Genomic DNA, 24,720 nt, shown 5'->3' with positions numbered 1-24,720 from the left:
CCTCCTTTTGGGTTTTGGATGTCCTCCGCGATGATCGTTGTCCCAGCTAACCTATTAAAGGCACCGCAGCCGGCGATACATGCGTGCGTAATTAACACCGTAGACTAATATAGCATAAACTTTACCGTCGGGCAACCTTCGTTTTTGAAGAAAGTTTCGCAATCAATGCCACTTCATCCGTTCCTCGATTTAAAGAACGCGCGAGTTGATCCAGATCGGCCCCTGCCGCAAGTTGATCTTTCACATCTGTCAGTACTGGCTGAACGGATTCAGCCGATTCTTCCTGCGCCTGTTCGAACTGTGGGAGTTCTGTTACATCAGGACTGACGACCGTTTCATATGAGGACTGGGCAGGCGCAGCCTCAGCAGTCGGTTGCTCCTCGCGTTCTGCCAATCCGTTCACTTGTTCCATGAAGCGAAGCAAGATTTCTTCCGTCTCTTGTTTTTGACGTTCAAGATCGGTCACACGATCTTTTAACAATGCTTGTTGTTTAAATAGAAGCAACAGACCATAACTAACGACCGCGGCCAGTAAAATATAAAAAATTGTCATAGTAGTTCCTTTCACATCGCGACACGATCAGACAAATAGGCACTTCCTAGCGCTTGCTTTAATTTACGTAACGCCTTCGAGTGGATTTGTGAGATACGTGAAGTCGACAGTCCTAGCACTTCTCCGATTTCCGTTAACGTCAGTTCTTCAAAGTAGAAAAGGGACACAACATATTGCTCTTTTTCCGATAGTTGCTCGACTTCTTCTGCAAGCTTCGAAATCAATTCACGCATCAGTAACGTATCTTCCGGCGTCGCTGCTTCCGGGTCGAGATACGATACGGCCATTGCTTTTCCCTCATCTTGGAGCGTCACCGCCTCGTCGATCGAGAGGACATTCGCAAAGTAACTTTCTGCAAGCGCCGTCTTGACTTCGTCCGGACTCATTTCGACGATAGACGATACTTCATCAAGCGTCGGCGTCCGTTGTAAGCTCTGCTCGAGAATTTCGACGGCCGCCTCGACACGTTTTGATTTTTCACGCAAAGAGCGTGGCAGCCAGTCAATTTTTCTTAATCCATCTAAAATGGCTCCACGAATTCGAAAGGCTGCGTATGTATCGAATTTATTGTTATGATTTTGATCGAACTTTTGCAGTGCGTCGTAAAGACCCATCATACCAAGACTTTTTAACTCATCACGATCGACACTTTTCGGAAGTGTCGCACTAAGACGTTGAACGTGGTATTGAACTAGAGGTTCATAATTCAGAAGTAATAGGTCAGCTACCGCTATATCGCGCGTCGATAGCCATTTATCCCAAAGTTGTTGTAGTTCCTCACGCATGACCATTCCTCCTCTAAATTTCCAGCGTTCCGACGTTGACCGTCCGAATGACGAGACGACCAGAGCTTGAATGGAACTCGATCGTCCGACCGTTCGTTCCACCAACATCTTCCGCGACGAGTGGGATTTTCGCTTGTTGCAATGCTGCTTTAACAGCAGCGATGTTCCGTTCACCGATACGCATCGATTCATGTTCATATTTGAATTGAAACATTTGCGCTCCCCCGGCAATCTTTGCCCGTAACCGAATCGCGCCACCTTGTCGTAAGCGCTTTACAAGCTCAGTTACTGCAGTATCTGCGAATTTCCCGACTTCAACGGTGATATCGCGACTGATTGCCGAGTCTGGAAGCATGACGTGTGCCATGCTCGATAGACCACGTTCTTGATCATAAATGATGACGCCGACACAGGAACCTAATCCTGCAGTACGAAGGACGACCGGTTTTCGACTAACGGCATATTCCGCTATTCCAATCCGAATGACTTCATCCATCAACTTCCACACCCAATCGTTGAAAGACCGCTGCAAAAGCATCTGCTTCTGGCAATAATAATAAATGACCGTTTAAGTCGTTGCCTAAACTTGAAAGACGCGTATCGATGTATACTGCCATGTTACCAAATTTTGTCGACTCAAGTAAGGCAACTTCCAAAATTGCTCCAACCATATCAAAAGCGGAGGCAGGAACCGTCACATGAACGGATAAATCCAGCCAGTCAGAAATCGCGCGAGCGTAAGCGCCGATTAAGATATTGCCGATTTCTTCCCAAGCGGAAACACCGATTAAGATATTGCCGATTTCTTCCCAAGCGGAAACACCGATTGCATGATGTTCCGAAAAAAACTGAAACGGCTGTTGCATCAACTGAGAAATCAGTTTTTCCGCATCTTGGAGCGGCATCAAAAAGAGTAGAGACGCCTTGATATCTCCTGTAAAGCGAAGTAAGGCTCCGGCAGTGTAAGCTTCCGCTCCGCCTACACGATCAATAATCGTCGAAAAGTGTTCGAGTTCTGCTGACGGTACTTCAATTTCAACAGGCTGTCCAAGAAGTGTCGATAATGCCGTAGCTGCATGCGCTGCCCCGATGTTTCCGACTTCCTTGAAAATGTCCTGTTCCATCCGATTAAGCATGAACGATGTCCTCGAATAAACGGTTCGGCTCAAGTAAGGAGAACAATTGATCTTCCCCTTTAGCGATTGCTGTCAAATAATTGGTTTCTTCTTGTTTTTGATCAGTCAACGGTTCAATCCGGACATCGATTGCTTCGACGACTTCATTCGCCCGATCGACGATGAACCCGGCATCTCCATGTTCGAGCGTCGCGATGATGATTCGTGTTTCTTCCGTTCCTTCGATTTCCTCAAAACCAAGACGTGTCCGTAAGTCAATCACCGGTGTCACGACCCCGCGCAAATTGATGACGCCTTTTACGTAAGGTGCAGCGTTCGGGATTCGTGTAATCGGAATCACGCGTTCGATGGAGCGGACCGATTGAACATCAATCCCGTAAGCATTTTGTTCCAGTTGAAAAACGACCCATTTTTGTTCCATTATCTATTCCCTCACTTTCGTAGCAGTGCATTGCTATCGATGATTAACGCGACTTGACCGTCCCCAAGAATCGTTGCGCCAGAAATCGCGCGAATTCCTTCCAAATAACTTCCGAGCGGCTTCATGACGATTTCCTGTTGACCAATTAATTCAGTGACCATCAATCCGGCTAATTTTTCACCACTTCGAACGACGACAACTGAGTAGGCTTCTGCTTCTACTTGTGGAAGACCATACACTTCATTCAACGAAATCAATGGAACGAGTTGTCCACGGAAATCAAACACCTTTTCACGATGCGCTTGTAAGATGGCATCTTGTCGAAGCGATGTCGTTTCGATGATTGCCGTCAGCGGAATCGCATACGTTTCTTGACCGAGCTCAACAAGCATCGCGGAAATGATTGAGAGCGTCAATGGAAGACTGATTCTAAAGATTGTCCCTTCGCCACGTTTCGTCTCGACGAAAACTTCGCCACCGAGCGACTCAATCTTCGATTTGACGACGTCAAGACCTACGCCACGTCCCGACAAGTCGGTTACTGTTTCTGCCGTTGAGAAGCCTGGTGCAAATAGTAGCATCGACGCTTCTTCCGGTGTTAAGACAGCAGCTTCTTCTTCCGTTAGCAACTCTTTCTCAATCGCAATCCGTGTGACCCGCTCATGGTTGATTCCTGCCCCGTCATCTTCAATCTCAATGAAGACCCGGTTTCCAGAATGATAAGCACGTAACGACAGATTGCCTTCGACTGGTTTCCCGGCTAAAATTCGATCCGTCTTGCTTTCAATGCCATGATCGACGGCATTACGGATTAAGTGAACGAGGGGATCACCAATCTCGTCAATCACTGTTCGATCAAGCTCCGTCTCTGCACCCGTGATATGCAATTTAATATTTTTACCGACATCTTTTGAAACCGATCGGACCATCCGTGGGAAACGATTGAAGACCTGTTCAATCGGCATCATGCGTAACGTCAAGACCAGCGATTGTAATTCATTCGTGCCGCGTTTAATGCGTTCGACGGTTTCCGTCAATTCAGATGAACCGACTTCGGCAGCAATTCGTTCTAAACGACCACGATCAATGATGAATTCTTCGAATAAGTTCATCAAACGGTCAATTCGTTCCAAGTTGACACGAATCGTTTTCGAGGCGACTGGTGCTGTTACGTCTGTTGTTTCGCTGACGACTTTCGTTTCTGACTCGACTGTTGATTTAGGTTCAACTAACGTGGATGTCGCAACTTCGGCTTCTATCGTTGTTTCAAAAGGCTGAATCGAGACATGTGCCACTTCCGACACTGACTGGATGCCTTCAGTCACTTCTTCCTCTGATTTCATCGTGACGAACAAGACATCGAAGCTTGTTTCAAATTGTTCTTGCTCTAATTCATCTGAAGTCGGATTCGAAAGGATGACATCGCCTAGACTTTGAAGACGGTCGAACACCATGTAGACACGCGCCGCTTTTAAAATGACATCTGCCGATAGTTCGACCGTGATGACGTATGCATGGTAACCGGACGCAATCGATTGTTTAACGACAGACTCTGAATAGACATCACATTCAAAATTACGTTTCGTCGCCACAGCCGTCGCTTCTTCAGTCGTCTCTACAGCAGTTTCTTCTGCTTGAATGAATCGTTTTAATCGTACGACCGTTTCTTTCACGTCGAGCTTTCCGGTTCCACCTTGACTGATGTCCTCAACCATCGTTTCGAGTTGTTCCGCCGCGATGAACAAAACATCAATCAGCTCTTGTGTAGCAGGTTGCGTCTTTGAGCGCACTAAGTCAAGCGCACTCTCCATTTCGTGTGTTAAATCCGCGATGGCATCGTACCCCATCGTACCGGACATTCCTTTTAATGTATGGGCAGAGCGGAAAATCTGATCGATGACGGCTTCATCATCGAGACGCTGTTCAAAAATGAGCAGACTTGAATTGATAGCTTGCAAATGTTCAATCGATTCGTCTAGAAACAATCCTAAATATTCATTTAAATCCATTGGTGATACCCTCCTTCATGATTAGCGCACACGATTGTTTCGATTTTTCAAGCGACTTACCAATCGATCTAAAAATTTCCGTTCCTGCACGCGAAGACCTGTTAATGCGGTGGTAATATGATCGAGTCGCCAGCTAACATCACTCGTCCGATCAAAAAGATAGAACGGTTTTTGTGCTTTGACGGCTCTGACGACTGTTGGGTCATCTGGTAAAAACCCAGCGAATCGTAAAGGTTTGTTCAAAAATTGTTTACTGACCAGTTCGAGACGATCAAATGTTTCGAGTGCCTCTTCACCGTTCATCGCACGATTGACGATGACACCGATCGGTAACTCCGTTGCATGATGGTGCGACAATTTAACGAACGCATAACCATCCATGATCGATGTTGGCTCTGGTGTAACAACGAGCCAGGCTTCATCGGCACTACTAATGAAATCGAATGTCTGGTGTGTTGCTCCAGCACCCAGGTCGAGGATGACAAAGTCGTATTCATAGAAAAAACGAAATTCTTTCATCATGAACGCAACATCCGGATCCGTTAAATTCGTTAATTCAGTAAAACCACTTCCACCATGGATGAAATGTAAGGTTGGTGAAACTTCAACCACTGCATCTGCCAAGGATTCACGACGCTTGACACAATCCATGAGCGACGTCTTCGATGATTTTCCTAACAGCACCCCGACGTTCGCCATCCCGATATCAAGATCGATGATGAGGACACGTTTTTCTTGAAGCGATAAGGCGACACCCAGGTTTACGGCGACGTTCGTTTTTCCAACGCCCCCTTTACCACTGACGATCGCAATCGTTTTTGTTTCTTTGACTGACACTTTTGAACGTAAGACACGCGCTTGATCATCTCGCATCACCTGCCCCCTCTTTCTACAATCATTCGAGACATGTCGGATTGATCGACCCACGTGATATCTTCTGGTACTTCTTGACCCGTCGTGATGCAGAGCACCGGCAGCTTCGCTTCGACGGCTAGACCGTAGATGGACCAAAACTCCGTCGTTTCATCTGCTTTCGTAAAGATAAACCCGTTGAGTGGAACTTGTTCAAAACGTCGTCTAATCTGCTCTAAGTCCCGGTATTTTGCCGTTAAGCTTAAAACAAGAAAAACATCCGTATTTGAAAAATCATGACGTGATTCAAGCTGTGTGATATAACCTGCGTCCAAGAAGTTCCGTCCAGCTGTATCAATCAAAACGATGTCACAATCTGCTAATTGTTCTTTCGCTCGTTCAAACTCTGCTAAATCGTAGGCGATATGTAGCGGAACATCGATGATTTCAGCATAGGTTTGCAACTGTTCGATTGCCGAAATCCGGTACGTATCCGTTGTAATCAATCCAACCGTCTTACCTTCCGTCAATCGGTAGTAAGCAGCAAGTTTAGCGATTGTCGTCGTCTTGCCGACCCCTGTCGGTCCTGTCAACATCACGTAACGTGATGTCACGGTCGTTACTTGTAACTCATGTTCAATCGTTTGGGCGAACGCTTGTTGAACTTGTTCAAGATCGTCTGTTTTGTAATACGTCGATAACAAAACGTCGTGCAATTGCTCCACCCGTGCCTGTAAAGCCGGTTCGGACAAAATCGCTTCATATGCCCCTAACTCTTCCGGTAAACGTCGAGAGGAAAACGAAATGATTTTCGGGACTGGCATTTCAATCGTTTTCTTAAGCTGCGGGGTCCGTTTAGGAGCCGGTTGCTGGACATCTTTTTCATGAATGATTGGATGTTCGTCAACAGAAGCAACGAGTTCGACCTTTTTTTGTGCAAACAATCCGAAGAGTCCACCCACTTTGATATGTCGTGTGTTTAAAATAATCGCCTCTTCGCCTAAATCACGTTTGACAAGTTCCATTGCTTCACTGACTGAATTTGCAATAATTTTTTTAACCATCATGTGTTAAATCACCCCAATGCTCTTGACTTCAATCGTCGGAATTAATTCGTTGTATGACAGGACAGGTACATCTGGGAAATAGCGCTCCGTCAACTGACGAACAAACATCCGAATGCTTGGTGAGGCCAAGATGATCGGTTGTACTCCATAACGTTCGAACTCTGACGACAGTTCATTAAACGACTCGATGAACCGTGTCGCTTTTTCCGGGTCAAGCGCAAGATAATTTCCGAACTCTGTTTTTTGAATCGCGGACTGAATATCGATTTCCATTTCACTCGATACCGTCACGACGTGTAAGACATCCCCTTGCAGCACCTGTTCCGTAATTTGCCGTGATAAGGCTTGGCGGACGTATTCAGCAAGCAATTCGCTATCTTTCGTCACGGCCGCATAATCAGCTAGTGTTTCAAAAATCAATGGCAAATTGCGAATCGATATTTTTTCTTTTAGTAATTGAACGAAGACTTTTTGCAGTTCTCCAATCGTTAAGAGTTGCGGCGTGACTTCATCGACTAAAATTGGATGTGTTTCTTTCAAGTGATCAACGAGTTGCTTCGTCTCTTCTCGTCCCAGCAAGTCTGCAGCATGTTTTTTAAGCAGCTCCGTTAAATGCGTTGCGACGACCGATGGTGGATCGACGACTGTATAACCAGACATTTCTGCCCGACTTCTCGTCTTTTCATCAATCCAAAGCGCCGGCATTCCAAATGCCGGTTCGACCGTTTCGATGCCTTGGATTTCAGGATCATCGACTCCGGGACTCATTGCTAAATAATGATCGAGCAAGAGTTCTCCCGTCGCCATCTCACTGCCGCGAATCTTAATCCGATAATGATTCGGCGGGAGTTGTAAGTGGTCGCGAATCCGAACGGTCGGGAGGACGAAACCAAGTTCCAATGCTAACTGGCGACGAATCATGACGACACGGTCGAGTAAATCGCCACCTTGTGCTTCGTCAGCAAGTGGAATCAATCCATAACCGAATTCAAACTCAATCGTATCGACATTTAAAAGCGAAATGACCGATTCACTTGAGCGTAGGTTTTCCGTCGATTCTTCTTCGACGGCGACTTCTTCCGTGGTCGCTTTTGGCGTCCGTCTCAGTTGCCAAGCAAAGAAGCCGGCTGCTGCTGCGACAGGAATTGTCACATAGTCTGGAATCGCCGTGAACAGACCAAGTAGGAAAATCGCGCCTGCACCAATCATGACGAGCAATGGCGTCCGCGTTAACTGACCGATGATGTCTTCACCTAGATTGCCGTCCGACGTCGAGCGTGTGACGATAATCCCGGTTGCGACAGAAATCAACAGCGCTGGAATCTGACTGACTAATCCATCTCCGACTGTCAAGAGCGTATATAAGTTGATTGATTCTGTCATCGGTAACCCTTGTTGGACGACTCCGATGACCATCCCGAAAATCAAGTTAATGATGACGATGATGATGCCGGCGATTGCGTCTCCTTTTACAAACTTTGACGCCCCATCCATCGCCCCGTAAAAGTCGGCTTCGGATTGAATTTTTTGCCGGCGTGTCCGTGCCTGGAGTTCATCAATCATGCCGGAGTTCAAATCGGCATCAATCGCCATCTGTTTCCCTGGCATCGCATCCAGTGTAAATCGGGCCGATACTTCCGAAACCCGTTCCGACCCCTTTGTAATGACGAGAAACTGGATCAAGACGAGAATCAAGAAGACGACGAACCCGACGAGTGCGTTCCCGCCGACGACGAAGCTCCCAAATGCTTCAATCACTTCGCCCCCATTCCCGTTCGAGAGAATCGAGCGGGTCGTCGAGACATTTAATGCGAGACGAAACAGGGTGACGATTAACAATAAAGTTGGGAAAACTGAAAATTCCAATGCTTCTTTGGCATTCATCGAAACGAGTAAGACCATCAAAGCAATCAAGATGTTGATGATGATTAAAAAGTCGAGTAAAAAGCCTGGCAGTGGAATGACCAGCATGAAGACGATCATGATGACGCCTAGCAGTACGGAAAGATCTCTTGTTGAAATAGTCATGATGCTTCATCCTTTCATTTTGCTTGTTTCATTTGGTAGACAAAGGCGAGTGTTTCAGCGAGTGCCTGATAAAATGATTCATCCACTGCCATACCTATCTCTGATTTTGCGAACAAGGCCCGCGCGAGCGGACGATTTTCGATGATTGGGATGTCAGCTGCTGTCGCCTTCTCCCGAATACGGAATGCGACAGCATCCACACCTTTTGCGACGACGATTGGTGCCGCGTGTTTTCCATCATCGTATTGAATGGCAACTGCATAGTGGGTCGGGTTCGTAATGACGACGTCTGCATTCGGTATTTCTTGCATCATCCGCCGCATCGCCATCTCCCGTTGTTGCTGTTTGATTTTACCTTTGATTTGAGGGTCACCCTCCGTGTTCTTATGTTCGTCTTTTAAGTCCTGTTTACTCATCCGAATCGATTTTTCAAAATCAAACTTTTGATAGGCAAAGTCTAAAACGGCAAGTGCAATCAACGCGATGCTGACCGAGAGACCCAGTAAAAAGGTCAAATGACCAATGATGGCTAACGCATCTCCAATCGGCTCAGACGTCAAGCGTGAGATTTCGACCTTGTTGTTCCATAAGATCGTCCCGCTCGTCATTCCGATGACAAGTAACTTAAAAACAGACTTTAAAAATTCGATCAGTGCTTTCATACTGACGATGCGCTTGACCCCTTGGAGTGGATTGATTCGATCTAACTTTGGTTGAATCGATTCTGCACTGAGTAAAGCACCAATCTGGACGAAGTTTCCTAAAATCCCGATGGTGACAGCCGTTAAAAAAAACGGGGCGACGAGAATCGCCATTTGCCCTAACATCTCAATTAATATCTGCTCGACACGCCCTTCCTCTACTGCAACAAGGACGGTCCTTGCACTCAATCCATTTTCTAAAACCAAGACGAAACGTTTGCCGAGAAACGGTCCAAAGAAAAACAAGACGAGGAACATCGCGAATAACATTAAACTACTCGTTAAATCAGCGGATTTTGCGACTTGCCCTTTTTTTCTTGAATCATCCCGCTTACGCGGTGAGGCTTTCTCTGTTTTTTCACCAGCGAAGTACTGGAGGTCGAGTTTTAAACGATATGTATTCATCTCAACCTCCCAGTAATCGAATGGCATCCGCTAAAACGTCTTGCAGTAGCGGAATGAACTTTGAAATCCCGGTAATCGTCGAACCGGCAAGTAAAAATAAAATCGCATAGCCCATTAGTAATTTGACTGAAAAACCAATCGCAAAAATATTGAATTGCGGTGCTGTCTTTGCTAAAAATCCAAGTGCAAGATCGACCAGGAACAAGGACACGATGAGCGGCATCGCCATTTGAAGTGCCGTTAACATCGCCAGACCGACGACTCGAACGACAAGACTCATACCCGCCTCGCCTGAAACTGCAATCGAACTGCCGGGTGGAAAGATTTGAAAACTGGTGTAAATGCCATCGAGTAAAATCAAATGCATGTCAGAGGCAAGTAACACGAGTAGTGTCAACATGTAATAAAACCGGCCAATGATTGGTGATTGACCACCGAACATCGGATCATAAGCTGATGCCATTGCGAGTCCCATCTGTAAATCGATGATGGAACCGGCGATTTGTGGGGCAAATAAAAGGAAGCTAGCTAACAAGCCAAGCGATAATCCAACAATGACTTCCGTACCCATCCGAAAGAAAAAATTGAAATCATCGACTTCAACGGTCGTTTTGACGGCATAGCTCGCAAAATAGGCAAGACCGGCAGCTAATGCTAATTTATGTTGGGCCGGCAGTTGTTTTGATGAAAACAACGGTGCCGCGACCAAAAATCCGACGATGCGACCAAATACGAGTAAAAATACGCTGACAAAAGACAATAACGTCATTTCCTTGAAACCTCAGCAATCTGTTTAAAGATTTCAATCGTAAACGTTTTTAATTCTTCCATGATCCATGGTCCGAAAAAGACGAGTGCTAAAAATACAGCAACGATTTTCGGGACGAACGAGAGGGTCTGCTCTTGAATTTGTGTCGTCGCTTGTAAAATACTGACGAGCAGACCAACAACGAGTGAGACGAGCAAGAGCGGTGCCGATACCTTTAACAAGGTCCAGACGGCCGAACTCGCTAGTTGAATAATCATTTCCTGCGTCATATCGTTCCTCCCTACTTCATGCTGACAAGCAATGACTCGACAATTAAATGCCAACCATCGACGAGGATGAATAGTAATAATTTAAACGGTAAAGCAATCATGACAGGCGGTAACATCATCATCCCCATCGACATCAACACACTTGAGACGACCATGTCGATGACGAGAAATGGAATGAAAATCATGAACCCAATCTGAAAAGCCGTTTTCAACTCACTGATGGCATAAGCAGGAACTAACGCGACAAGCGGGATGTCTTCGACTTTTTCCGGCTTATCGTAATTTCCATACTTCAAAAATAATTCTAAGTCATTGGTACGTGTATGTTTTGACATAAAACGTTTCATCGTTCCACCTGCTCGATCAAACGCTTCGTCCTGACTAATTTTTTCACCCATGTATGGTTGAAGTGCCGTCGTGTTGAGTTCCGTCAGCACCGGTGACATGACGAATAATGTAATGAATAAGGCAAGACCGACTAGCAACTGGTTCGGTGGTGTCTGTTGCGTCCCGAGCGCCGAACGTACAAAGGATAAGACGACGACAACGCGCGTAAAACATGTCATCAAAATCAATAACGAGGGTGCTAAGGATAATAATGTCAACAAGACAAGTAACTTAACTGATGTCGCTGTTCCTGATGGTGTGTCTAAAGAAATCAGACTTTCAATCGTTGTCATGAACGACCTCGTTTCTTCTGGAATTGATCAAGTTGTTGCTTGAACGACTCCAAGAAAGGCGATTCGCTCGTCGACTGTTTCATATCATGCATCTCTTCAGTCGACCATTCCGTATCCGCTTCGAGCGTGTCGAGTAGCTCAATGTTTTGCCCGACACCGACGACGTAAACTTTATCGTGGACGCGTACGAGTTGCACCGATCGATCTTTTCCGAGCGGCACACCTCCGAGATGGGAAAGTTGATTGGATTGGCGGACACCTCGCGTCCGATCATTGATCAATCGGACAGCCAGGAGAAATCCCCCGATTAAGACCACGAGCGTGACGATGACTTTAATGACCGTCACAATCGTCGACGACCCATCGACCTGTTGAGTTGTTGGTTCACTCTTCTTAGATGGATTCAAATTCTCTTCCACTGTTTCTGCCCCAACTTGTGCTGAGAGCAGAAACAACAGGAGACAGGTCAAAAAGGTCAGTCTTTTCATGACGAAACAGTTTTCGAAACGGCTTCAAGCACACGGTCTGCTTGGAACGGTTTAACGATGAAGTCTTTTGCACCGGCTTGAATCGCATCGATAACCATCGACTGTTGTCCCATTGCCGAACACATGATGACTTTTGCTGCTGGGTTAAAGGCTTTGATTTCTTTTAGTGCTGAAATGCCGTCCATTTCTGGCATCGTGATATCGAGCGTTACGAGATCCGGTGTTAATTCTTTGTATTTCGCTACGGCTTCGCGACCATTTTCTGCTTCACCGACGACGTCATATCCATTCTTCGATAAAATTTCCTTAATCATCATTCGCATGAAAGCTGCATCATCTACGATCAATACTTTTGCACTCATCTTATTTCCTCCTTAGAACATCCGAAGACGTTCTTTTGTATTTACGATTTCTGTAATTCGTACTCCAAAGTTTTCTTCAATGACTACGACTTCACCTGTCGCAATCAATGTATTGTTGACAAAAACATCAACCGGCTCTCCAGCCAACTTATCGAGTTCGATGATTGAACCTTGTGTCAATTCCAATATGTCGCGTACAGAGCGACGTGTTCTGCCAAGTTCGACGGTTACATTCAGTGGTACATCATACAACATCCCGATGTTACCCGGTACGCCTTCTTGTTGCACTTCTTCAAATTGACCAAACTGGACCGGGCTGACACCTACCGGTTCCTTCTTCGGTGCAACAGGCGTTTCATAACGTTGTTCCTGCTGTGGCATTTGTTGCGTTTGTTGCGTTTGTTGCGTTTGTTGCGTTTGTTGCGTTTGTTGCGGTGCTACTTGTGGCGACGGTTGAACCGGTTCATGCGTCGCACCTTTTGCTTCTTCAGTCGTCGTCGTACTTGCGCTGAATAATTTCTGAATCAACTGCTTTGAAAATTCGAGTGGTGCAAGCTGAACGATTTTCGAATCGATCAACGTCCCGATTTTTAAATCGAATTCGATGATGACCATGCTTTCCCATAAAGAAAAGCTGTCGACAATACTTTTCTCTTGCGAAAAGTCGAAAATTTCAACGGCTGGTGGCGAAATATCAATTCGCATCGAGAAGACCGTTGACATCGACGTCGCCGCTGCTCCCATCATTTGGTTCATCGCTTCTTGAACGGCAGAAAGGGCGATTGGCTCCATTTCATGGTTTTCCTCGACCATCCCGTCGCCGCCCATCATCAAGTTCGCGATGACAGATGCGTCACGTTGCGTCAAGATTAAGACGTTTTCACCTTTGAAGCCTTCTGTGTACCCGACGCGCAAAGCAACGTGCGGAATCGGATAGCGACTGCGTAATTCGTCCATCGTGATCATCCGCACATGTGGCGTCGTGATCTCGACCTTTTGGTTGAGTAATGCAGATAACGCTGTTGCTGAATTCCCGAGTGAAATATTCCCTACTTCACCTAAGGCATCAATTTCCATCTCGTCTAATTCTTCTAATCCATCATCCGAACTTGTATCAGTCGGCTCATCATCCGACGGGGTCCCGCGTAATAACGCATCGATTTCATCTTGCGAAAGCATATCGCTCATGTTATTCCTCCTCAATTCGTTGTATGACTTGTAAAGCGAGATGCTTCCCATTCAGACCAGGTCGCGCTTTGAACATTTTCCGATCATCAACAAACAATTCAACCGGGTCGGATGTACGTGTCTTCAGGGACAGGCAGTCGCCTACCTCGAGGTGTAACAATTCTCCAAACGACAATTCCGTTTGGCCGAGCACAGCTTTTAAATCGACGATTGACCCCATCAACTGAGTTTGCATCTGTTCAGATTCTTGGTTATCGACCGCTTTACGTTTTTCTTGTTGCATCCAAAAATGACTCGATAGCTTCGGAATGATCGGTTCGAGTGTGACGAACGGAAGACAGACATTGAGCGTCCCACTGACTTCTCCAACCGTCACATAAATCGAGACGAGGATTACCGTCTCATTCGGCGAAACGAGTTGAAGGAATTGCGGATTGATTTCTAAATCGTCATACTCTGCTTCTAGTTCTGTGATTGACTCCCAAGCTTCGCCATATTGTACGAATGCCCGCTTAAACAATTGTGTCAAAATGCGTGTCTCGATTTCAGTCAAATTTTCAATCTTATTCATCCCTTCGCCAGGACCACCGAGGAGACGATCGAGCATTGCATAGGCGATGTTCGGGTTGACTTCAAAGATAACTTTACCATCGAGCGGTTTCAGGTTAACTAGATTGATTAAGGTCATGTTCGGAATGGAATGGATGAATTCATCGTATGGCAACTGTTCGACCGTATTGACCGTGAACTGGACGTACGTTCTCAGCTGCGCTGAAAAGTGTGTTGTCAGTACACGTGCGAATTGCTCATGAATTCGAGTCAAGTTCCGCATTTGATCTTTTGAGAAACGAAGTGCCCGTTTGAAATCATACACTTTGACACGCCGTTCCTCTTCTTGACTTCGTATCTCCTCGACTTCCATATCTCCGCTCGAAATGGCTGATAGCAAGGCGTCAATTTCATGTTGTGATAATACTTCGCTCATGCTGCCACCTCACTGGATGATTTTTTTCGTCGTATAGACGCGTTGAACATCGCCTTCTTGAAGAAGTTTTTTGAATTGACCACGTAATTTTTCTTCAAGCTTTGCCATATCTTGTTTTGAATCCAAGTCTTGCTTTTTCATCGATGCTAAATCACCAAGAATGATGTTGTTGATTTGAAACTTACGTAGTTCTAACTCTTCCTTCGTTTTCACATCATCCGTGACAATCGTAAACTGAACATTCAAAAACCGTTCGTCTGCGATGTTCGTCGTCAAGTCATCTGTTTGAAAACTTCGTTCTTCGAGCTCGGCACCTGTCGGTTGTTCAACTTTTGCTTCCGTCTCATCTCCGACTAACCAATACTTCGTGAGCATATACCCTGCGCCGATCATCATGAGGGCCACGATAACCATGATCAACGGTATTTTTAACTTACTCTTCTTCTTTTCTTCTGCCATCTTCGAGCCTCCTAATGCTGTTCAAGCCCGCTAGTCCGACTTGTCGGTAAAAATCGATTGTTGCCGCTTTTACCTCTTCTAACGATTCTTTGACGATGTATGTCTGCCCTCCAACGAGTTGAATCGTCGTATCTGGTGTCGATCGAATCGATTCGATTAATATAGCATTCAATACGAGCGGTGCTTGACGTAACGTCGTCAGTGTAATCATCGTTTCAAGTTAACGAGTTCTTCTAAGATTTGGTCGGATGTCGTAATAATCCGTGTATTTGCCTGGAATCCACGTTGCGCGATAATCATTTCCGTAAACTCTTCCGATAAGTCGACGTTCGACATTTCGAGCGTCCCAGACGTCAGTTGCCCAAGTCCGTTCGTGCTTGGCGTCCCTGTTGCTGGAATCCCTGAGTTCTGTGAGGCTGAAAAGAGGTTCACCCCTGATTTTTCAAGTCCACCCGGGTTCGCAAAGTTTGCCATCGAGACGTAACCGACGCGTTGCAACGCACCTGTCGCATCAACGAATGTGACCAATCCATCTTTTCCGATTGCTAAGTTCTGCGCGCCAGTCGGAATTTGGAGTTTCATGTAGCCATCATTCACTTTTGTCGTAATTTGTCCTTGTGCATCGTACTGGTTTGCCGGTAAGTTTGCTTGGTTCGCTGGTGGCTGTCCTGGATTCGCTGGTGGCGGATCAGATAGTCCGACGAGGTAGTTCCCGTCTCCCGTGACGATATTCCCTTGCAAGTCCGTGTAAAAGTTTCCTGAACGCGAGTAACGAACGCCATCTGCTGTAAGCACTTGATAGAACCCTTCGCCTGAAATCCCGACATCGAGTGTCCGTCCCGTGTTTTGAAGTGCGCCTTGGTTGTAGACGTTATCGACCGTCGACATTGATGCCCCGAGTCCGACTTGTTTCGGGTTTGTACCACCGACACCGCCACCTGCTCCTGAAGCTGAACCGACTGATTGGTTAACGAGATCTTTAAAGGTAACCCGCCCTTTTTTGTAACCGAACGTATTGACGTTTGCGATGTTATTCCCGACGACGTCAAGCTTTGTCTGGAAGTTCTTTAACCCACTGATTCCTGAATACATTGAACGTAACATTATTTTTCCTCCTTTGTTTTAATCTCCGTTAATTCATAGACACTGACTTGCTTCCCGTTCGAGAGTTCCGCGATGACGTCAATTCCGTCTCGCTTGACGCTTATGACATTCGCTGTCTCCTTGACCGTCGCGCCCGTCGCCGTTCCCGTCGCATCCTCAACCGTTCCATCTGTTTCGTAACTAACTGATTTCCCGATTAAATTACTGTATGTCAGCAAGGAATTCGCATGTTGATTCAAGACCATCGTGTCCATCCCTTTTCCAATCGCTTGCATTTGTTCAAGGGAAGAAAATTGTGCCATTTGTGAGATGAACTCTTTATCTTCCATCGGTGCAGTCGGATCTTGATTCGATAACTGGGCAATCAAGATTTTCATGAACATGTCTTTGTCCATCGAATTATTCGGGACAGCTGTCGTTTTATCCGGCAACTGGTAGGACGATGCCGCATTAATGGAATCAGTCATCTTCTTCCTCCTCTAACTCCTCATCTTGAGGTTTCGGTTGTTCCTCTTGCGCTGTCTCTTGCCGCTCTTGTGGTGTCGATGTATCAAACTCTTTTACGGTCGAGGCCAGTAATCCCGTCTCGATTTTAACGAGCGGCGCTTGATTTTGCAGCGAACCTTGTAATTTACCTAGCTGTTGCTCAATCAGTTGTTTTGCCTGCTCGGTGCCCGCAAACAACTTCACTGTCAACACACCTTCTTTTCGCTCGAGTTGAACGACGACTTCACCTAGCTGTTCTGGGTATAAACGAATCGACATTCGTGTCGAACCGTCTGCTCCTTTTAAGAACGGGGCTTGTTGGAGTGCTGCTTCGATTCGTTTTGCCAATTGTTCATCGACATTACTTTGCGGAACGAGGGGAGGCATCGTAACGGTACGATCGCTTTTCACGAACAGTGTCGATGAAAAGGCGAGCGGTAACGCCGTCCCTTCCGAATCAACTGTTCCTTTCAACGGCTCACTACGCGTCAAGCCTTCGCCTAACTTCATCGAAGCCGGTAAGGTTTGAGCCATGGCGACTTGTCGTGTCACCGGAAGAACCGTCTGCACGACCCTCCCCGTCTTCAATTCACCTTCCGCTGTCTTAACACCTTTTCCGACGGGCATATCTTCTACTGGTTGCAGTTGACCTGCTACCGGTTTTGTAACACCAAGAATCGACACGATTGTCGCCGTAATCAATTGACCGACGGACGCCGGTAATTGTTGCAACATCGCCGTCGCTTGTTCCGCATCTCCTTCTTGGATCGTTTTTACGAGTTGTACGAGCTCCGTCATTCCTTTTGGATCCTGCTCTAGTGCTTCTAATTGCGGATGATCCAGTAAAAGCAAGGCTTGTTCGGGTTGTGCTGTGAGCATCTTCACCAGCTGACCTTCATTTAATTGTGGCATCGTCGTGCTAGGGACGGTGTTCTCAGGCAGAAGACTCGGTTCTGGCGTCGTGAACAGTTGTAGCAAAGAAGCAAAACTCCCCATGCCTTCAGCCGAAGGAGCACTTTGGCCGACTGATTTCGCCGTACCTTTGACTGTTTGATTTTGTTGCACATCTGTCAAATTCATCGTGTTCGCTCACCTCTATTTCGTCGCGAGTAGTTGCGTCAATGCCGCAGCCTTTTTCGCATCCATTTTTGCGATGATGGCTGCTTGTTGTTCCGCATCGATAGTCTCGATGATAGGAACGACCTCTGTCGGACTGAGTTCATTTAAGATTGTCGCTGCTTCCTTAGGCGACATCTCTGCATAAACATCGGTCACACTTGCCGTTTTTGTTGTCTTCTTGTCTTCCTCGGTTGTTTTATCCGGGGAAGGCGTTTGTTTTAATTGATCGCGCTCCGCGATTAATCGCGTAATCTCTTGTTCTTTCACTTTGAGTGTATCCGCTTGTTCCGTCGCTTCATTTCGCAATTTTTTAATTTCTTGATTCGCTATTTTTAATCGACTTTCTAAATCAGACGTTTCCTTACCAGGCGTTCCCGTCGTTTGTTTCGACGTTTCCTCTGTCGAAAACGGGAGTGCAAGCATCGGACGACCGTTAGCATAATTGAGCACGAGATAGGCTGTACCTAAGATTAAGATCAAGGGAATGATCAACAACGGTAAAATCCATTGTTTCGATGATTTTGAATTACTTATGATGTCCGCCCTCTTCCAAACTGTAACAGTGCCAGTTCATCTAATTGATTTTGTTCGAGTAGTGCATTGATTTGCCGTGCTTCTTCTAGTTGATTCGCCTGAAGACGCGTGAACTTCTTTTCCTCAATCATCGCTTCTTTTAAATCGACTTGTGCGCGTTCATACTGATTTTTTGCTTGAGTGACATATAATTGTTGACGTTCGATTTGCTGTTTGACGACGTCACGCGCACGTTCACGGTATTGAGAAGCAAGTAATTCGACGGTACCCGTCTCATTTTGTGCCTTCAAAAATGTTTCGTAACGAACGAGCAGGTGATACAACTTTTCGACTTCAATCTCGTAGCGTTTCTTTTTTTCAGCCGTTTGTTTCGATACACGATCTTTCTCCGCCTCGGCTAAAGGAATGATTCGCTCATATATTGTTTTCATGCCTTTTCCTCCTTAGCGAATCGTCGTGATTAAACGGTTCATGGCTTCTTCAAATTGACTTCCTTCTTCAACACGTTGCTTCAAAAAGCCGATTAATTCCGGATATTTTTCGACGGCACGATCGATTTCAGGGTTTGTCCCACTTTTATATGCACCGATATTGATCAAGTCTTCTGCATCTAAGTATGTCGAGAGCAATTGCCGAAAGACGATCGCACTGTCTTTATGTTCCGTCGATGTGATTTGATTCATAACCCGGCTAATCGAACGTAAAACATGAATCGCCGGATACTGCCCTTTGTTCGCCAAACTTCGATCAAGGACAAAGTGACCATCTAAAATCCCGCGGACTGCATCCGCAATCGGTTCGTTCATGTCGTCTCCATCGACGAGTACGGTATAAAAAGCTGTAATCGACCCGGCTGTCGTCTTTCCGCTTCGTTCGAGTAACTGAGGTAGTAGAGCGAATACACTCGGCGTGTATCCTTTTGAAGCAGGCGGTTCTCCTGTCGCTAGACCGATTTCACGTTGCGCCATCGCGAACCGCGTAACGGAGTCCATCATCAAGACGACATTCTTACCTTGATCCCGAAAGTATTCTGCGATTGCTGTCGCCGTATAGGCTCCTTTTAAACGGACAAGCGGTGGTTGGTCACTCGTCGCGACGACGATGATGGAACGCTTCATCCCTTCTTCGCCCAACTCCGCTTCGATGAACTCTTTCACTTCCCGCCCTCGCTCTCCAATCAAGGCGATCACATTGATGTCAGCAGTCGAACGTTTTGCAATCATTCCGAGCAGTGTTGATTTCCCGACACCAGACCCGGCAAACAAACCGACGCGTTGCCCTTGACCGACTGTCAACAGACCATCAATGGCGCGGATACCTGTCGACAACACTTCATTGATACGTGGTCGTTCAAGTGGACTCGGTGGTTTTCGCACGATTGATGTTGTCCGGAGGTGAGTCAACTCCTCACCATCAAGTGCTCGACCTAATCCATCTAATACTTTCCCGATCAGTTCCTCACCGACGGGTACGTGAAGTGGTTTTCCTGTTGCGATGACGATTGATCCTGGTGCAATTGCTGTCGTTTCACCGTAAGGCATCAATAAGACGTGCCCTTCTCGGAAGCCGACAACCTCTGCTTCGATTTCTTGACCTCGGTGCAGTTGAATCAAACACCGTTCCCCGATTGCGACTGCCGTCGGTCCTCGTGATTCAATCATTAAACCGATTACTTGCACGACTTTACCGGAATGCCGGACTAAGTCATCCGTCCGAATATCTCGAACGGCCGCTTGCAACTGCTTCACGTTATACATCTTGTAGCACCTCAGTCACCTGGTTAATCAATGCCTCATAACTAGAAGTAAGCCCGCCCGTAATCGCTCCATTTTCTGAATCGATACGGAAATCGCGAGGCGCGAGTTCCGGATCAATTCGTAAGCTGATTGTCGCAGCACCACCTAAAATCGTATGTAGACGTTCATCCAGTAATACAACCCGTTCAAAATCTTCTGCAGACGTGTAAACAATGATCTTTTCACGGTCACGGAACTGAATAATCAATTGGTGAATCGATTGATAGAGTGCTTCCTCATCTGTATCATGTAATTTTTCTAAAAAATGATGGGTCACTTGCAGTGACAATACACATAATTCATCTTCCATCGCTAACAAGCGGTCCGTCTGCATCTGCTCAAGACGCATTGCAAATTGATTCGTTTCCTCGAGTTTTCGTGCATAAGCGTCTAGTCCGTCTTGCTGCCCTCGCTCATAACCCGCTTGATAGCCTTGTTCCTTCGCTTCCTGTAAAGCCATTTCACGTTCCTGTTCAAAAGCCTGTCGACGCGCTTCTTCTTGTTGACGCATCAGCTGAAGTTGCTCGTCGAGCTCATTTTGACCTTTTGCCATCAACGCCTCATAAGAAATACTCGGCTCGGCATCCCGTTCAATCGCTCGCTCTTCTTGATGAAGAATTGTGCGCTGATGACCTTCGATGACAATTTGTCGTTTAATGACGTTAGACAACGATATCATCTCCTCCACCACGTGCGACGACGATTTCACCCATATCCTCTAGGCGACGAATGATTCCAACGATTCGGCTTTGAGCTTCTTCGACATCGCGCAATCTGACGGGTCCCATGAATTCCATATCTTCTTTGAACGATTCGACCATTCGCTGAGACATGTTTCGGTACACCATTTCTTTGACATCGTCCGACGAGACTTTAAGCGCAAGCAACAAATCTTCGTTTGAAACTTCGCGGATGATTCGTTGGATTGCTCGTGCATCGAGTGTGACAATATCTTCGAAGACAAACATTCGTTTTTTGATTTCTTCGGCGAGTTCCGGATCCTGAATTTCGAGCGTATCGAGGATTGTCCGTTCCGTCGTCCGATCGACACCGTTCAATACTTGAACGACTGCCTCGATACCACCAGACTGCGCATAATCCTGCATACCGGCTTGAGATAAGTTCCGCTCAAGAATCTGTTCGACTTCGCTGATGATTTCCGGGTTCATTCGGTCCATCGTTGCAATTCGTCGTGCTACATCCGATTGCGCCTCAGCTGGAAGCTCCGAAAGAATCTGACCGGACTTTCCCGGGTCGAGATGTGCCAAGACGAGTGCAATCGTCTGTGGATGTTCGTTTTGAATGAAGTTCAGTAATTGCTTCGGATCTGCTTTACGGGCAAACTCGAACGGCCGGACTTGCAAGGTCGAAGTTAATCGATGAATCAATTCCATCGCTTTTTCTTCACCTAATGCTTTTTCAAGCACATTTTTCGCAAAGCCGATACCACCTTGCGTAATGTAGTTTTGCGCCGTTGCCAACTCATGAAATTCTTCGAGTACTTCTAGTTTTTCTTCAGGATCAATTCGTTTCATGCTCGAAATTTGGAGTGTCAACCATTCCATTTCTTCTTCAGTCAAATGTTTGTAGACGTTCGCCGCCACTTCTGGACCTAACGAAATCATCAAGATCGCTGCTTTCTCACGACTATTCATATCTAGTTTCTTCATCTCATCAATCCTCCGCTAACCATGTGCGTAATAACTTCGCAAATTCATCTGGATTTGAGGATGCTAATTTTTCAAGCTGTTTCCGTTTGACTGCTCCGCCACTCGTATCTTCTGTCGATAGTTCTGGAATCTCTGTTTCGATTGGTGTCCATTCTTCTAACTCTTCGACTTCCGTCGTACGACGTCGTCGCATCATCATGAAGATGGCGCCGATGACGATCAGTGCTGCTGCACCAAGCGCGAACCAAACCCACATCGGCGTGACTGTAGTCGTCGCTTTTTGTGTTGGTGTTTCAGCGAACGGTCGGGACATGACGACGACCTTGTTCGTCAATTCGGCATCCGTCAACGTCGCTTTTGCATCCGTTTTCGTGATGGACGTCCGAATAATCGAGTAGAGCATCGTTTGAAGGTCCGTTTGAAGTTGCGGATCGATTTGAGCTTGACCTTTTGGTGGTTCAACGATGACTTGAATACCTAAATCACGTATTTCATAAGGTGCTCCCGTAATCTGTTTCGTAATCCGGTTTACTTCATAATTGATGATATCGTGCGTTTTCTCACTCGTATCACCTGTCGTTCCTGTACCGGCCGGGAAGTTGATGGTCTCATTTTCACCAGTACCGGCTGTTCCTTCATTCGCTGCACCCGTGTAGGCTTCGGCAACCTTTTCTGCCGAAGTTACAATCCCCTCGATTTTATCAGGGTCAACGGGTTCGACTAGTTTTTGTTCTTCTTGGCGCTGTGTGACATCGACGTCTGCCGTGACTGACACAAGCGCTTTTTGTGGTCCGAGAACGACGGATAACATTTGCTGGATTTGTTTTCGTAAATCATTTTCCGTTGTTTTCTTTAATTGCATCGGATCTGCGCCCCCAGCCGTCTGTGTTCCCTGGCCCGGTTCGTAGTACGTAAAGTACTGATCCATGATTGTAATATTTTCTTCTTTCAAATTAGGAATACTTTTTGCGATTAAGTGGTAAAGACCTTGTACAGTCTGTTGATTCAAATCACTCCCAGCGCTTGACGTTAACACAACCGATACGGTTGACGTCTCTTCGGCGTCTGATAAAAAGACGCTTTTTTCAGGAAGTGTAATCATTACCTTCGCTGCATCAATCCCGTTTACTTGAGTAATCAAGTTCTCAAGTTCAGTCTGCATCGTATCGCGCTCTAAAATATTCATTTCCTTGTCAGTCGTACCAAATCCAGCATTTTCACTAAAGAATGAATAATCGATTTGACCGGACTTCGGTATGCCAGCAGTAGCCAACTCTACTTTCAAATTTTCCGCATTCGCCTCCGGCACAAGAATCGTCACTCCGTCTGAAGCTGTCACAACTTCCGAACGAACGCCATCTTCATTTAATTTTTCAGTGACTTGTCCAGCCTCTTGCGGTGATAGTTTTGAATACAAGGGCGTCATTGTCGGTGTCGACAACCAAATGATGGCAGCAATAAGAGCCGATAAAATGATTAAGGTAATACCGATGATGGTCGCCTTTTTTGTGAGTGACCATTCGTTCCATGTCGTGTTGATTGCGCTAAAACGCGCCTTTAGCCGTTCGTTCATCAAACATCTCCCACGCTTTCCTTAGCAGTCACAGTTGCATACGCATCATTTCTTGGTATGCCTCAATCCCCTTATTCCGGACTTCAATGGCGAGTTGCATAGAAAGCGATGCTTCTTCTGTTTTAATCATGATGTTATGTAGATCTGTTGTCTTCCCTGTCGCAAGGTCCACACGTGCTTGTGAGGATGCTTGTTGCGCGTCGTTCAAGCCGTTAATAGCTTGGCTTAGCACATCGCTAAAATCTCCTGGGGACGCCTTAGCGACTGATTGTGATGGTAAGACCATTTGTTGCATCCCTTGAATAGGTTGAATTGCCATGATGTCATCTCCTCGTTATTTACCGATTTCCATCGCTTTTACTAACATCGCCTTTGTCGCATTCAGCGCCGTGACGTTTGCTTCATACGAGCGGGTCGCGCCCATCATATCGACCATTTCCTTCAATAAATCCACGTTCGGCATTTTTACATAGCCAAGTTCGTCTGCATCTGGGTGGTTTGGATTGTACTCTAATTTAAACGGCTCTTGATCCTTCCGGATTTCACTGACTGTGACGCCGTTACCTGTTTCTTTTAATACGGCTAATTTTCGTGCATACGGTTGCCATTCTCCATTCACGAGTTCGCCTCGTGTCGTTTGAGCATTGGCGATGTTTGCTGATACCGTATCGAGTCGGAGCCGCTGCGCTGTTAATCCTGTAGCGGATGTATGAAATCCTGAGAACATCGTCATCTTTATCGCCCTCCTCGAATAACAGATTGAATGCCAGAGAATTTACGATTCAATTGTTCGACTAGCGCTTCATATTCAATTTGATTGCGTGATAATTCAGACATCTCAAGGTCAATATCGACGCCATTTCCATCATTTCGCATCGATGTGCTTTGTTCGACGATCGTTCCTGAAGTATTAATCGTCGCATGTCGTTGTAAACTCATTTTCATCTCTGAATTCAATACATCACCAAAAACGAGGCGTTTTGCTTTGTATCCGGGTGTATCCACATTCGCAATATTCGTTGAGATTACTTTTTGAGCTGCAACCGTCCGATCGACGGCTTGTGTCATGAGTGAATAATCTGAGCCTAACCAATTCATCCCTTAACCTCCACTTGATTTTATATCGAGTATTTAGTTTTTTTGTAATCATTAGTAACACTTCTGAAATAATTGAAACAAATAGGTCAATGTTTGGAAAGAACTTTTTTGAAAATCAGGGTAATGAGATGTTAAATTCCTGTTTTTTATTACCTTTTCTTATAAAAATGATAAATAATACCT

Annotated in this window: 31 protein-coding genes; all 31 read right to left on the bottom strand. The window is 46.0% G+C overall.

What is annotated here, in order from left to right; all coding sequences use genetic code 11:
* Positions 1–121 precede the first annotated feature (121 nt).
* A complete protein-coding gene (locus KNP98_RS05695; RefSeq protein WP_214810840.1) occupies positions 122–553 on the bottom strand; it encodes a hypothetical protein in 432 nt (143 codons plus the stop codon).
* 11 nt (positions 554–564) lie between these two features.
* Positions 565–1,338, bottom strand: coding sequence for a FliA/WhiG family RNA polymerase sigma factor (locus tag KNP98_RS05690; protein ID WP_029330769.1), 774 nt, complete (start codon positions 1,336–1,338; stop codon positions 565–567).
* 13 nt (positions 1,339–1,351) lie between these two features.
* Positions 1,352–1,834: a chemotaxis protein CheD gene (locus tag KNP98_RS05685; protein ID WP_029330771.1), complete on the bottom strand. Its 483-nt coding sequence runs from the start codon at positions 1,832–1,834 to the stop codon at positions 1,352–1,354.
* On the bottom strand, positions 1,827–2,474 hold the full coding sequence (locus KNP98_RS05680) for a chemotaxis protein CheC (RefSeq protein ID WP_214810839.1): 648 nt from the start codon (positions 2,472–2,474) through the stop codon (positions 1,827–1,829). The genes KNP98_RS05685 and KNP98_RS05680 overlap by 8 nt, the downstream gene beginning before the upstream one ends.
* Complete coding sequence (locus KNP98_RS05675; RefSeq protein ID WP_029330774.1) at positions 2,467–2,895, bottom strand: chemotaxis protein CheW; 429 nt, start codon at positions 2,893–2,895, stop codon at positions 2,467–2,469. Before KNP98_RS05675 ends, KNP98_RS05680 begins: the two co-directional genes overlap by 8 nt.
* A gap of 11 nt (positions 2,896–2,906) precedes the next feature.
* On the bottom strand, positions 2,907–4,904 hold the full coding sequence (locus tag KNP98_RS05670) for a chemotaxis protein CheA (RefSeq protein WP_088837354.1): 1,998 nt from the start codon (positions 4,902–4,904) through the stop codon (positions 2,907–2,909).
* A 21-nt stretch (positions 4,905–4,925) separates the two neighbouring features.
* A complete protein-coding gene (locus KNP98_RS05665; protein WP_034800809.1) occupies positions 4,926–5,777 on the bottom strand; it encodes a MinD/ParA family protein in 852 nt (283 codons plus the stop codon).
* Entirely contained in the window at positions 5,777–6,823 is a 1,047-nt protein-coding gene (locus KNP98_RS05660; RefSeq protein ID WP_088837355.1) for a flagellar biosynthesis protein FlhF, read from the bottom strand. The genes KNP98_RS05665 and KNP98_RS05660 overlap by 1 nt, the downstream gene beginning before the upstream one ends.
* Before the next feature lie 3 nt (positions 6,824–6,826).
* Entirely contained in the window at positions 6,827–8,851 is a 2,025-nt protein-coding gene (flhA, locus tag KNP98_RS05655; RefSeq protein ID WP_029330780.1) for a flagellar biosynthesis protein FlhA, read from the bottom strand.
* 14 nt (positions 8,852–8,865) lie between these two features.
* The gene (flhB, locus tag KNP98_RS05650; protein ID WP_029330781.1) at positions 8,866–9,957 is read right to left on the bottom strand and encodes a flagellar biosynthesis protein FlhB; all 1,092 of its coding nucleotides are present in this window, start codon (positions 9,955–9,957) and stop codon (positions 8,866–8,868) included.
* A 1-nt stretch (position 9,958) separates the two neighbouring features.
* Positions 9,959–10,726, bottom strand: coding sequence for a flagellar biosynthetic protein FliR (gene fliR, locus KNP98_RS05645; RefSeq protein ID WP_029330783.1), 768 nt, complete (start codon positions 10,724–10,726; stop codon positions 9,959–9,961).
* Positions 10,723–10,995, bottom strand: a complete 273-nt coding sequence (gene fliQ, locus KNP98_RS05640) for a flagellar biosynthesis protein FliQ (RefSeq protein WP_012370733.1) — start codon at positions 10,993–10,995, stop codon at positions 10,723–10,725. Before fliQ ends, fliR begins: the two co-directional genes overlap by 4 nt.
* Positions 10,996–11,006: 11 nt before the next feature.
* Positions 11,007–11,675, bottom strand: a complete 669-nt coding sequence (gene fliP, locus KNP98_RS05635; RefSeq protein WP_029330785.1) for a flagellar type III secretion system pore protein FliP — start codon at positions 11,673–11,675, stop codon at positions 11,007–11,009.
* On the bottom strand, positions 11,672–12,094 hold the full coding sequence (locus tag KNP98_RS05630) for a flagellar biosynthetic protein FliO (RefSeq protein ID WP_239456731.1): 423 nt from the start codon (positions 12,092–12,094) through the stop codon (positions 11,672–11,674). Before KNP98_RS05630 ends, fliP begins: the two co-directional genes overlap by 4 nt.
* 65 nt (positions 12,095–12,159) lie before the next feature.
* A complete protein-coding gene (locus tag KNP98_RS05625) occupies positions 12,160–12,525 on the bottom strand; it encodes a response regulator (protein ID WP_029330789.1) in 366 nt (121 codons plus the stop codon).
* Between the two features lie 12 nt (positions 12,526–12,537).
* Positions 12,538–13,713 carry a flagellar motor switch phosphatase FliY gene (fliY, locus tag KNP98_RS05620; RefSeq protein ID WP_088837357.1) on the bottom strand — a complete coding sequence of 392 codons (1,176 nt, stop codon included), beginning with the start codon at positions 13,711–13,713 and terminating at the stop codon, positions 12,538–12,540.
* Position 13,714: 1 nt separating this feature from the next.
* Positions 13,715–14,698 carry a flagellar motor switch protein FliM gene (fliM, locus tag KNP98_RS05615; RefSeq protein WP_088837358.1) on the bottom strand — a complete coding sequence of 328 codons (984 nt, stop codon included), beginning with the start codon at positions 14,696–14,698 and terminating at the stop codon, positions 13,715–13,717.
* A 9-nt stretch (positions 14,699–14,707) separates the two neighbouring features.
* The gene (locus tag KNP98_RS05610) at positions 14,708–15,157 is read right to left on the bottom strand and encodes a flagellar basal body-associated FliL family protein (protein ID WP_029330792.1); all 450 of its coding nucleotides are present in this window, start codon (positions 15,155–15,157) and stop codon (positions 14,708–14,710) included.
* Positions 15,132–15,368: a flagellar FlbD family protein gene (locus KNP98_RS05605; RefSeq protein WP_088837359.1), complete on the bottom strand. Its 237-nt coding sequence runs from the start codon at positions 15,366–15,368 to the stop codon at positions 15,132–15,134. Before KNP98_RS05605 ends, KNP98_RS05610 begins: the two co-directional genes overlap by 26 nt.
* A complete protein-coding gene (gene flgG, locus KNP98_RS05600) occupies positions 15,365–16,261 on the bottom strand; it encodes a flagellar basal body rod protein FlgG (RefSeq protein WP_088837360.1) in 897 nt (298 codons plus the stop codon). Before flgG ends, KNP98_RS05605 begins: the two co-directional genes overlap by 4 nt.
* Positions 16,261–16,728, bottom strand: a complete 468-nt coding sequence (locus KNP98_RS05595) for a flagellar hook capping FlgD N-terminal domain-containing protein (RefSeq protein ID WP_029330801.1) — start codon at positions 16,726–16,728, stop codon at positions 16,261–16,263. Before KNP98_RS05595 ends, flgG begins: the two co-directional genes overlap by 1 nt.
* A complete protein-coding gene (locus KNP98_RS05590) occupies positions 16,721–17,827 on the bottom strand; it encodes a flagellar hook-length control protein FliK (protein ID WP_214804421.1) in 1,107 nt (368 codons plus the stop codon). The genes KNP98_RS05595 and KNP98_RS05590 overlap by 8 nt, the downstream gene beginning before the upstream one ends.
* 15 nt (positions 17,828–17,842) lie before the next feature.
* Positions 17,843–18,361, bottom strand: a complete 519-nt coding sequence (locus KNP98_RS05585; protein ID WP_251132447.1) for a MotE family protein — start codon at positions 18,359–18,361, stop codon at positions 17,843–17,845.
* Between the two features lie 35 nt (positions 18,362–18,396).
* Entirely contained in the window at positions 18,397–18,831 is a 435-nt protein-coding gene (locus KNP98_RS05580; RefSeq protein WP_088837363.1) for a flagellar export protein FliJ, read from the bottom strand.
* Between the two features lie 12 nt (positions 18,832–18,843).
* Positions 18,844–20,157, bottom strand: a complete 1,314-nt coding sequence (gene fliI, locus KNP98_RS05575) for a flagellar protein export ATPase FliI (RefSeq protein WP_088837364.1) — start codon at positions 20,155–20,157, stop codon at positions 18,844–18,846.
* Positions 20,150–20,875: a FliH/SctL family protein gene (locus KNP98_RS05570; RefSeq protein ID WP_214765148.1), complete on the bottom strand. Its 726-nt coding sequence runs from the start codon at positions 20,873–20,875 to the stop codon at positions 20,150–20,152. The genes fliI and KNP98_RS05570 overlap by 8 nt, the downstream gene beginning before the upstream one ends.
* Positions 20,859–21,866, bottom strand: coding sequence for a flagellar motor switch protein FliG (fliG, locus tag KNP98_RS05565; RefSeq protein WP_029330812.1), 1,008 nt, complete (start codon positions 21,864–21,866; stop codon positions 20,859–20,861). The genes KNP98_RS05570 and fliG overlap by 17 nt, the downstream gene beginning before the upstream one ends.
* A gap of 4 nt (positions 21,867–21,870) precedes the next feature.
* Positions 21,871–23,439, bottom strand: a complete 1,569-nt coding sequence (gene fliF / locus KNP98_RS05560; protein ID WP_088837366.1) for a flagellar basal-body MS-ring/collar protein FliF — start codon at positions 23,437–23,439, stop codon at positions 21,871–21,873.
* Positions 23,440–23,467: 28 nt separating this feature from the next.
* Positions 23,468–23,758 carry a flagellar hook-basal body complex protein FliE gene (gene fliE / locus KNP98_RS05555; protein ID WP_088837367.1) on the bottom strand — a complete coding sequence of 97 codons (291 nt, stop codon included), beginning with the start codon at positions 23,756–23,758 and terminating at the stop codon, positions 23,468–23,470.
* 15 nt (positions 23,759–23,773) lie between these two features.
* Complete coding sequence (gene flgC, locus KNP98_RS05550) at positions 23,774–24,172, bottom strand: flagellar basal body rod protein FlgC (RefSeq protein ID WP_029330818.1); 399 nt, start codon at positions 24,170–24,172, stop codon at positions 23,774–23,776.
* Positions 24,173–24,174: 2 nt separating this feature from the next.
* Positions 24,175–24,537, bottom strand: a complete 363-nt coding sequence (gene flgB, locus KNP98_RS05545) for a flagellar basal body rod protein FlgB (RefSeq protein WP_214765150.1) — start codon at positions 24,535–24,537, stop codon at positions 24,175–24,177.
* Positions 24,538–24,720: the final 183 nt, after the last annotated feature.

The sequence above is a fragment of the Exiguobacterium sp. s127 genome (assembly GCF_018618695.1).
In the GTDB taxonomy this organism is placed as follows: domain Bacteria; phylum Bacillota; class Bacilli; order Exiguobacteriales; family Exiguobacteriaceae; genus Exiguobacterium_A; species Exiguobacterium_A oxidotolerans.
This window is presented reverse-complemented; position numbering and strand designations above follow the sequence as displayed.

Bases quoted from the DNA above. Each gene is read 5' to 3' on its own strand.
- KNP98_RS05695 (WP_214810840.1), bottom strand. From the start codon at position 553: ATGACAATTTTTTATATTTTACTGGCCGCGGTCGTTAGTTATGGTCTG.
- KNP98_RS05690 (WP_029330769.1), bottom strand. From the start codon at position 1,338: ATGCGTGAGGAACTACAACAACTTTGGGATAAATGGCTATCGACGCGC.
- KNP98_RS05685 (WP_029330771.1), bottom strand. From the start codon at position 1,834: ATGGATGAAGTCATTCGGATTGGAATAGCGGAATATGCCGTTAGTCGA.
- KNP98_RS05680 (WP_214810839.1), bottom strand. From the start codon at position 2,474: ATGCTTAATCGGATGGAACAGGACATTTTCAAGGAAGTCGGAAACATC.
- KNP98_RS05675 (WP_029330774.1), bottom strand. From the start codon at position 2,895: ATGGAACAAAAATGGGTCGTTTTTCAACTGGAACAAAATGCTTACGGG.
- KNP98_RS05670 (WP_088837354.1), bottom strand. From the start codon at position 4,904: ATGGATTTAAATGAATATTTAGGATTGTTTCTAGACGAATCGATTGAA.
- KNP98_RS05665 (WP_034800809.1), bottom strand. From the start codon at position 5,777: ATGCGAGATGATCAAGCGCGTGTCTTACGTTCAAAAGTGTCAGTCAAA.
- KNP98_RS05660 (WP_088837355.1), bottom strand. From the start codon at position 6,823: ATGATGGTTAAAAAAATTATTGCAAATTCAGTCAGTGAAGCAATGGAA.
- flhA (WP_029330780.1), bottom strand. From the start codon at position 8,851: ATGACTATTTCAACAAGAGATCTTTCCGTACTGCTAGGCGTCATCATG.
- flhB (WP_029330781.1), bottom strand. From the start codon at position 9,957: ATGAATACATATCGTTTAAAACTCGACCTCCAGTACTTCGCTGGTGAA.
- fliR (WP_029330783.1), bottom strand. From the start codon at position 10,726: ATGACGTTATTGTCTTTTGTCAGCGTATTTTTACTCGTATTTGGTCGC.
- fliQ (WP_012370733.1), bottom strand. From the start codon at position 10,995: ATGACGCAGGAAATGATTATTCAACTAGCGAGTTCGGCCGTCTGGACC.
- fliP (WP_029330785.1), bottom strand. From the start codon at position 11,675: ATGACAACGATTGAAAGTCTGATTTCTTTAGACACACCATCAGGAACA.
- KNP98_RS05625 (WP_029330789.1), bottom strand. From the start codon at position 12,525: ATGAGTGCAAAAGTATTGATCGTAGATGATGCAGCTTTCATGCGAATG.
- fliY (WP_088837357.1), bottom strand. From the start codon at position 13,713: ATGAGCGATATGCTTTCGCAAGATGAAATCGATGCGTTATTACGCGGG.
- fliM (WP_088837358.1), bottom strand. From the start codon at position 14,698: ATGAGCGAAGTATTATCACAACATGAAATTGACGCCTTGCTATCAGCC.
- KNP98_RS05610 (WP_029330792.1), bottom strand. From the start codon at position 15,157: ATGGCAGAAGAAAAGAAGAAGAGTAAGTTAAAAATACCGTTGATCATG.
- KNP98_RS05605 (WP_088837359.1), bottom strand. From the start codon at position 15,368: ATGATTACACTGACGACGTTACGTCAAGCACCGCTCGTATTGAATGCT.
- flgG (WP_088837360.1), bottom strand. From the start codon at position 16,261: ATGTTACGTTCAATGTATTCAGGAATCAGTGGGTTAAAGAACTTCCAG.
- KNP98_RS05595 (WP_029330801.1), bottom strand. From the start codon at position 16,728: ATGACTGATTCCATTAATGCGGCATCGTCCTACCAGTTGCCGGATAAA.
- KNP98_RS05590 (WP_214804421.1), bottom strand. From the start codon at position 17,827: ATGAATTTGACAGATGTGCAACAAAATCAAACAGTCAAAGGTACGGCG.
- KNP98_RS05580 (WP_088837363.1), bottom strand. From the start codon at position 18,831: ATGAAAACAATATATGAGCGAATCATTCCTTTAGCCGAGGCGGAGAAA.
- fliI (WP_088837364.1), bottom strand. From the start codon at position 20,157: ATGTATAACGTGAAGCAGTTGCAAGCGGCCGTTCGAGATATTCGGACG.
- KNP98_RS05570 (WP_214765148.1), bottom strand. From the start codon at position 20,875: ATGATATCGTTGTCTAACGTCATTAAACGACAAATTGTCATCGAAGGT.
- fliG (WP_029330812.1), bottom strand. From the start codon at position 21,866: ATGAAGAAACTAGATATGAATAGTCGTGAGAAAGCAGCGATCTTGATG.
- fliF (WP_088837366.1), bottom strand. From the start codon at position 23,439: ATGAACGAACGGCTAAAGGCGCGTTTTAGCGCAATCAACACGACATGG.
- fliE (WP_088837367.1), bottom strand. From the start codon at position 23,758: ATGGCAATTCAACCTATTCAAGGGATGCAACAAATGGTCTTACCATCA.
- flgC (WP_029330818.1), bottom strand. From the start codon at position 24,172: ATGACGATGTTCTCAGGATTTCATACATCCGCTACAGGATTAACAGCG.
- flgB (WP_214765150.1), bottom strand. From the start codon at position 24,537: ATGAATTGGTTAGGCTCAGATTATTCACTCATGACACAAGCCGTCGAT.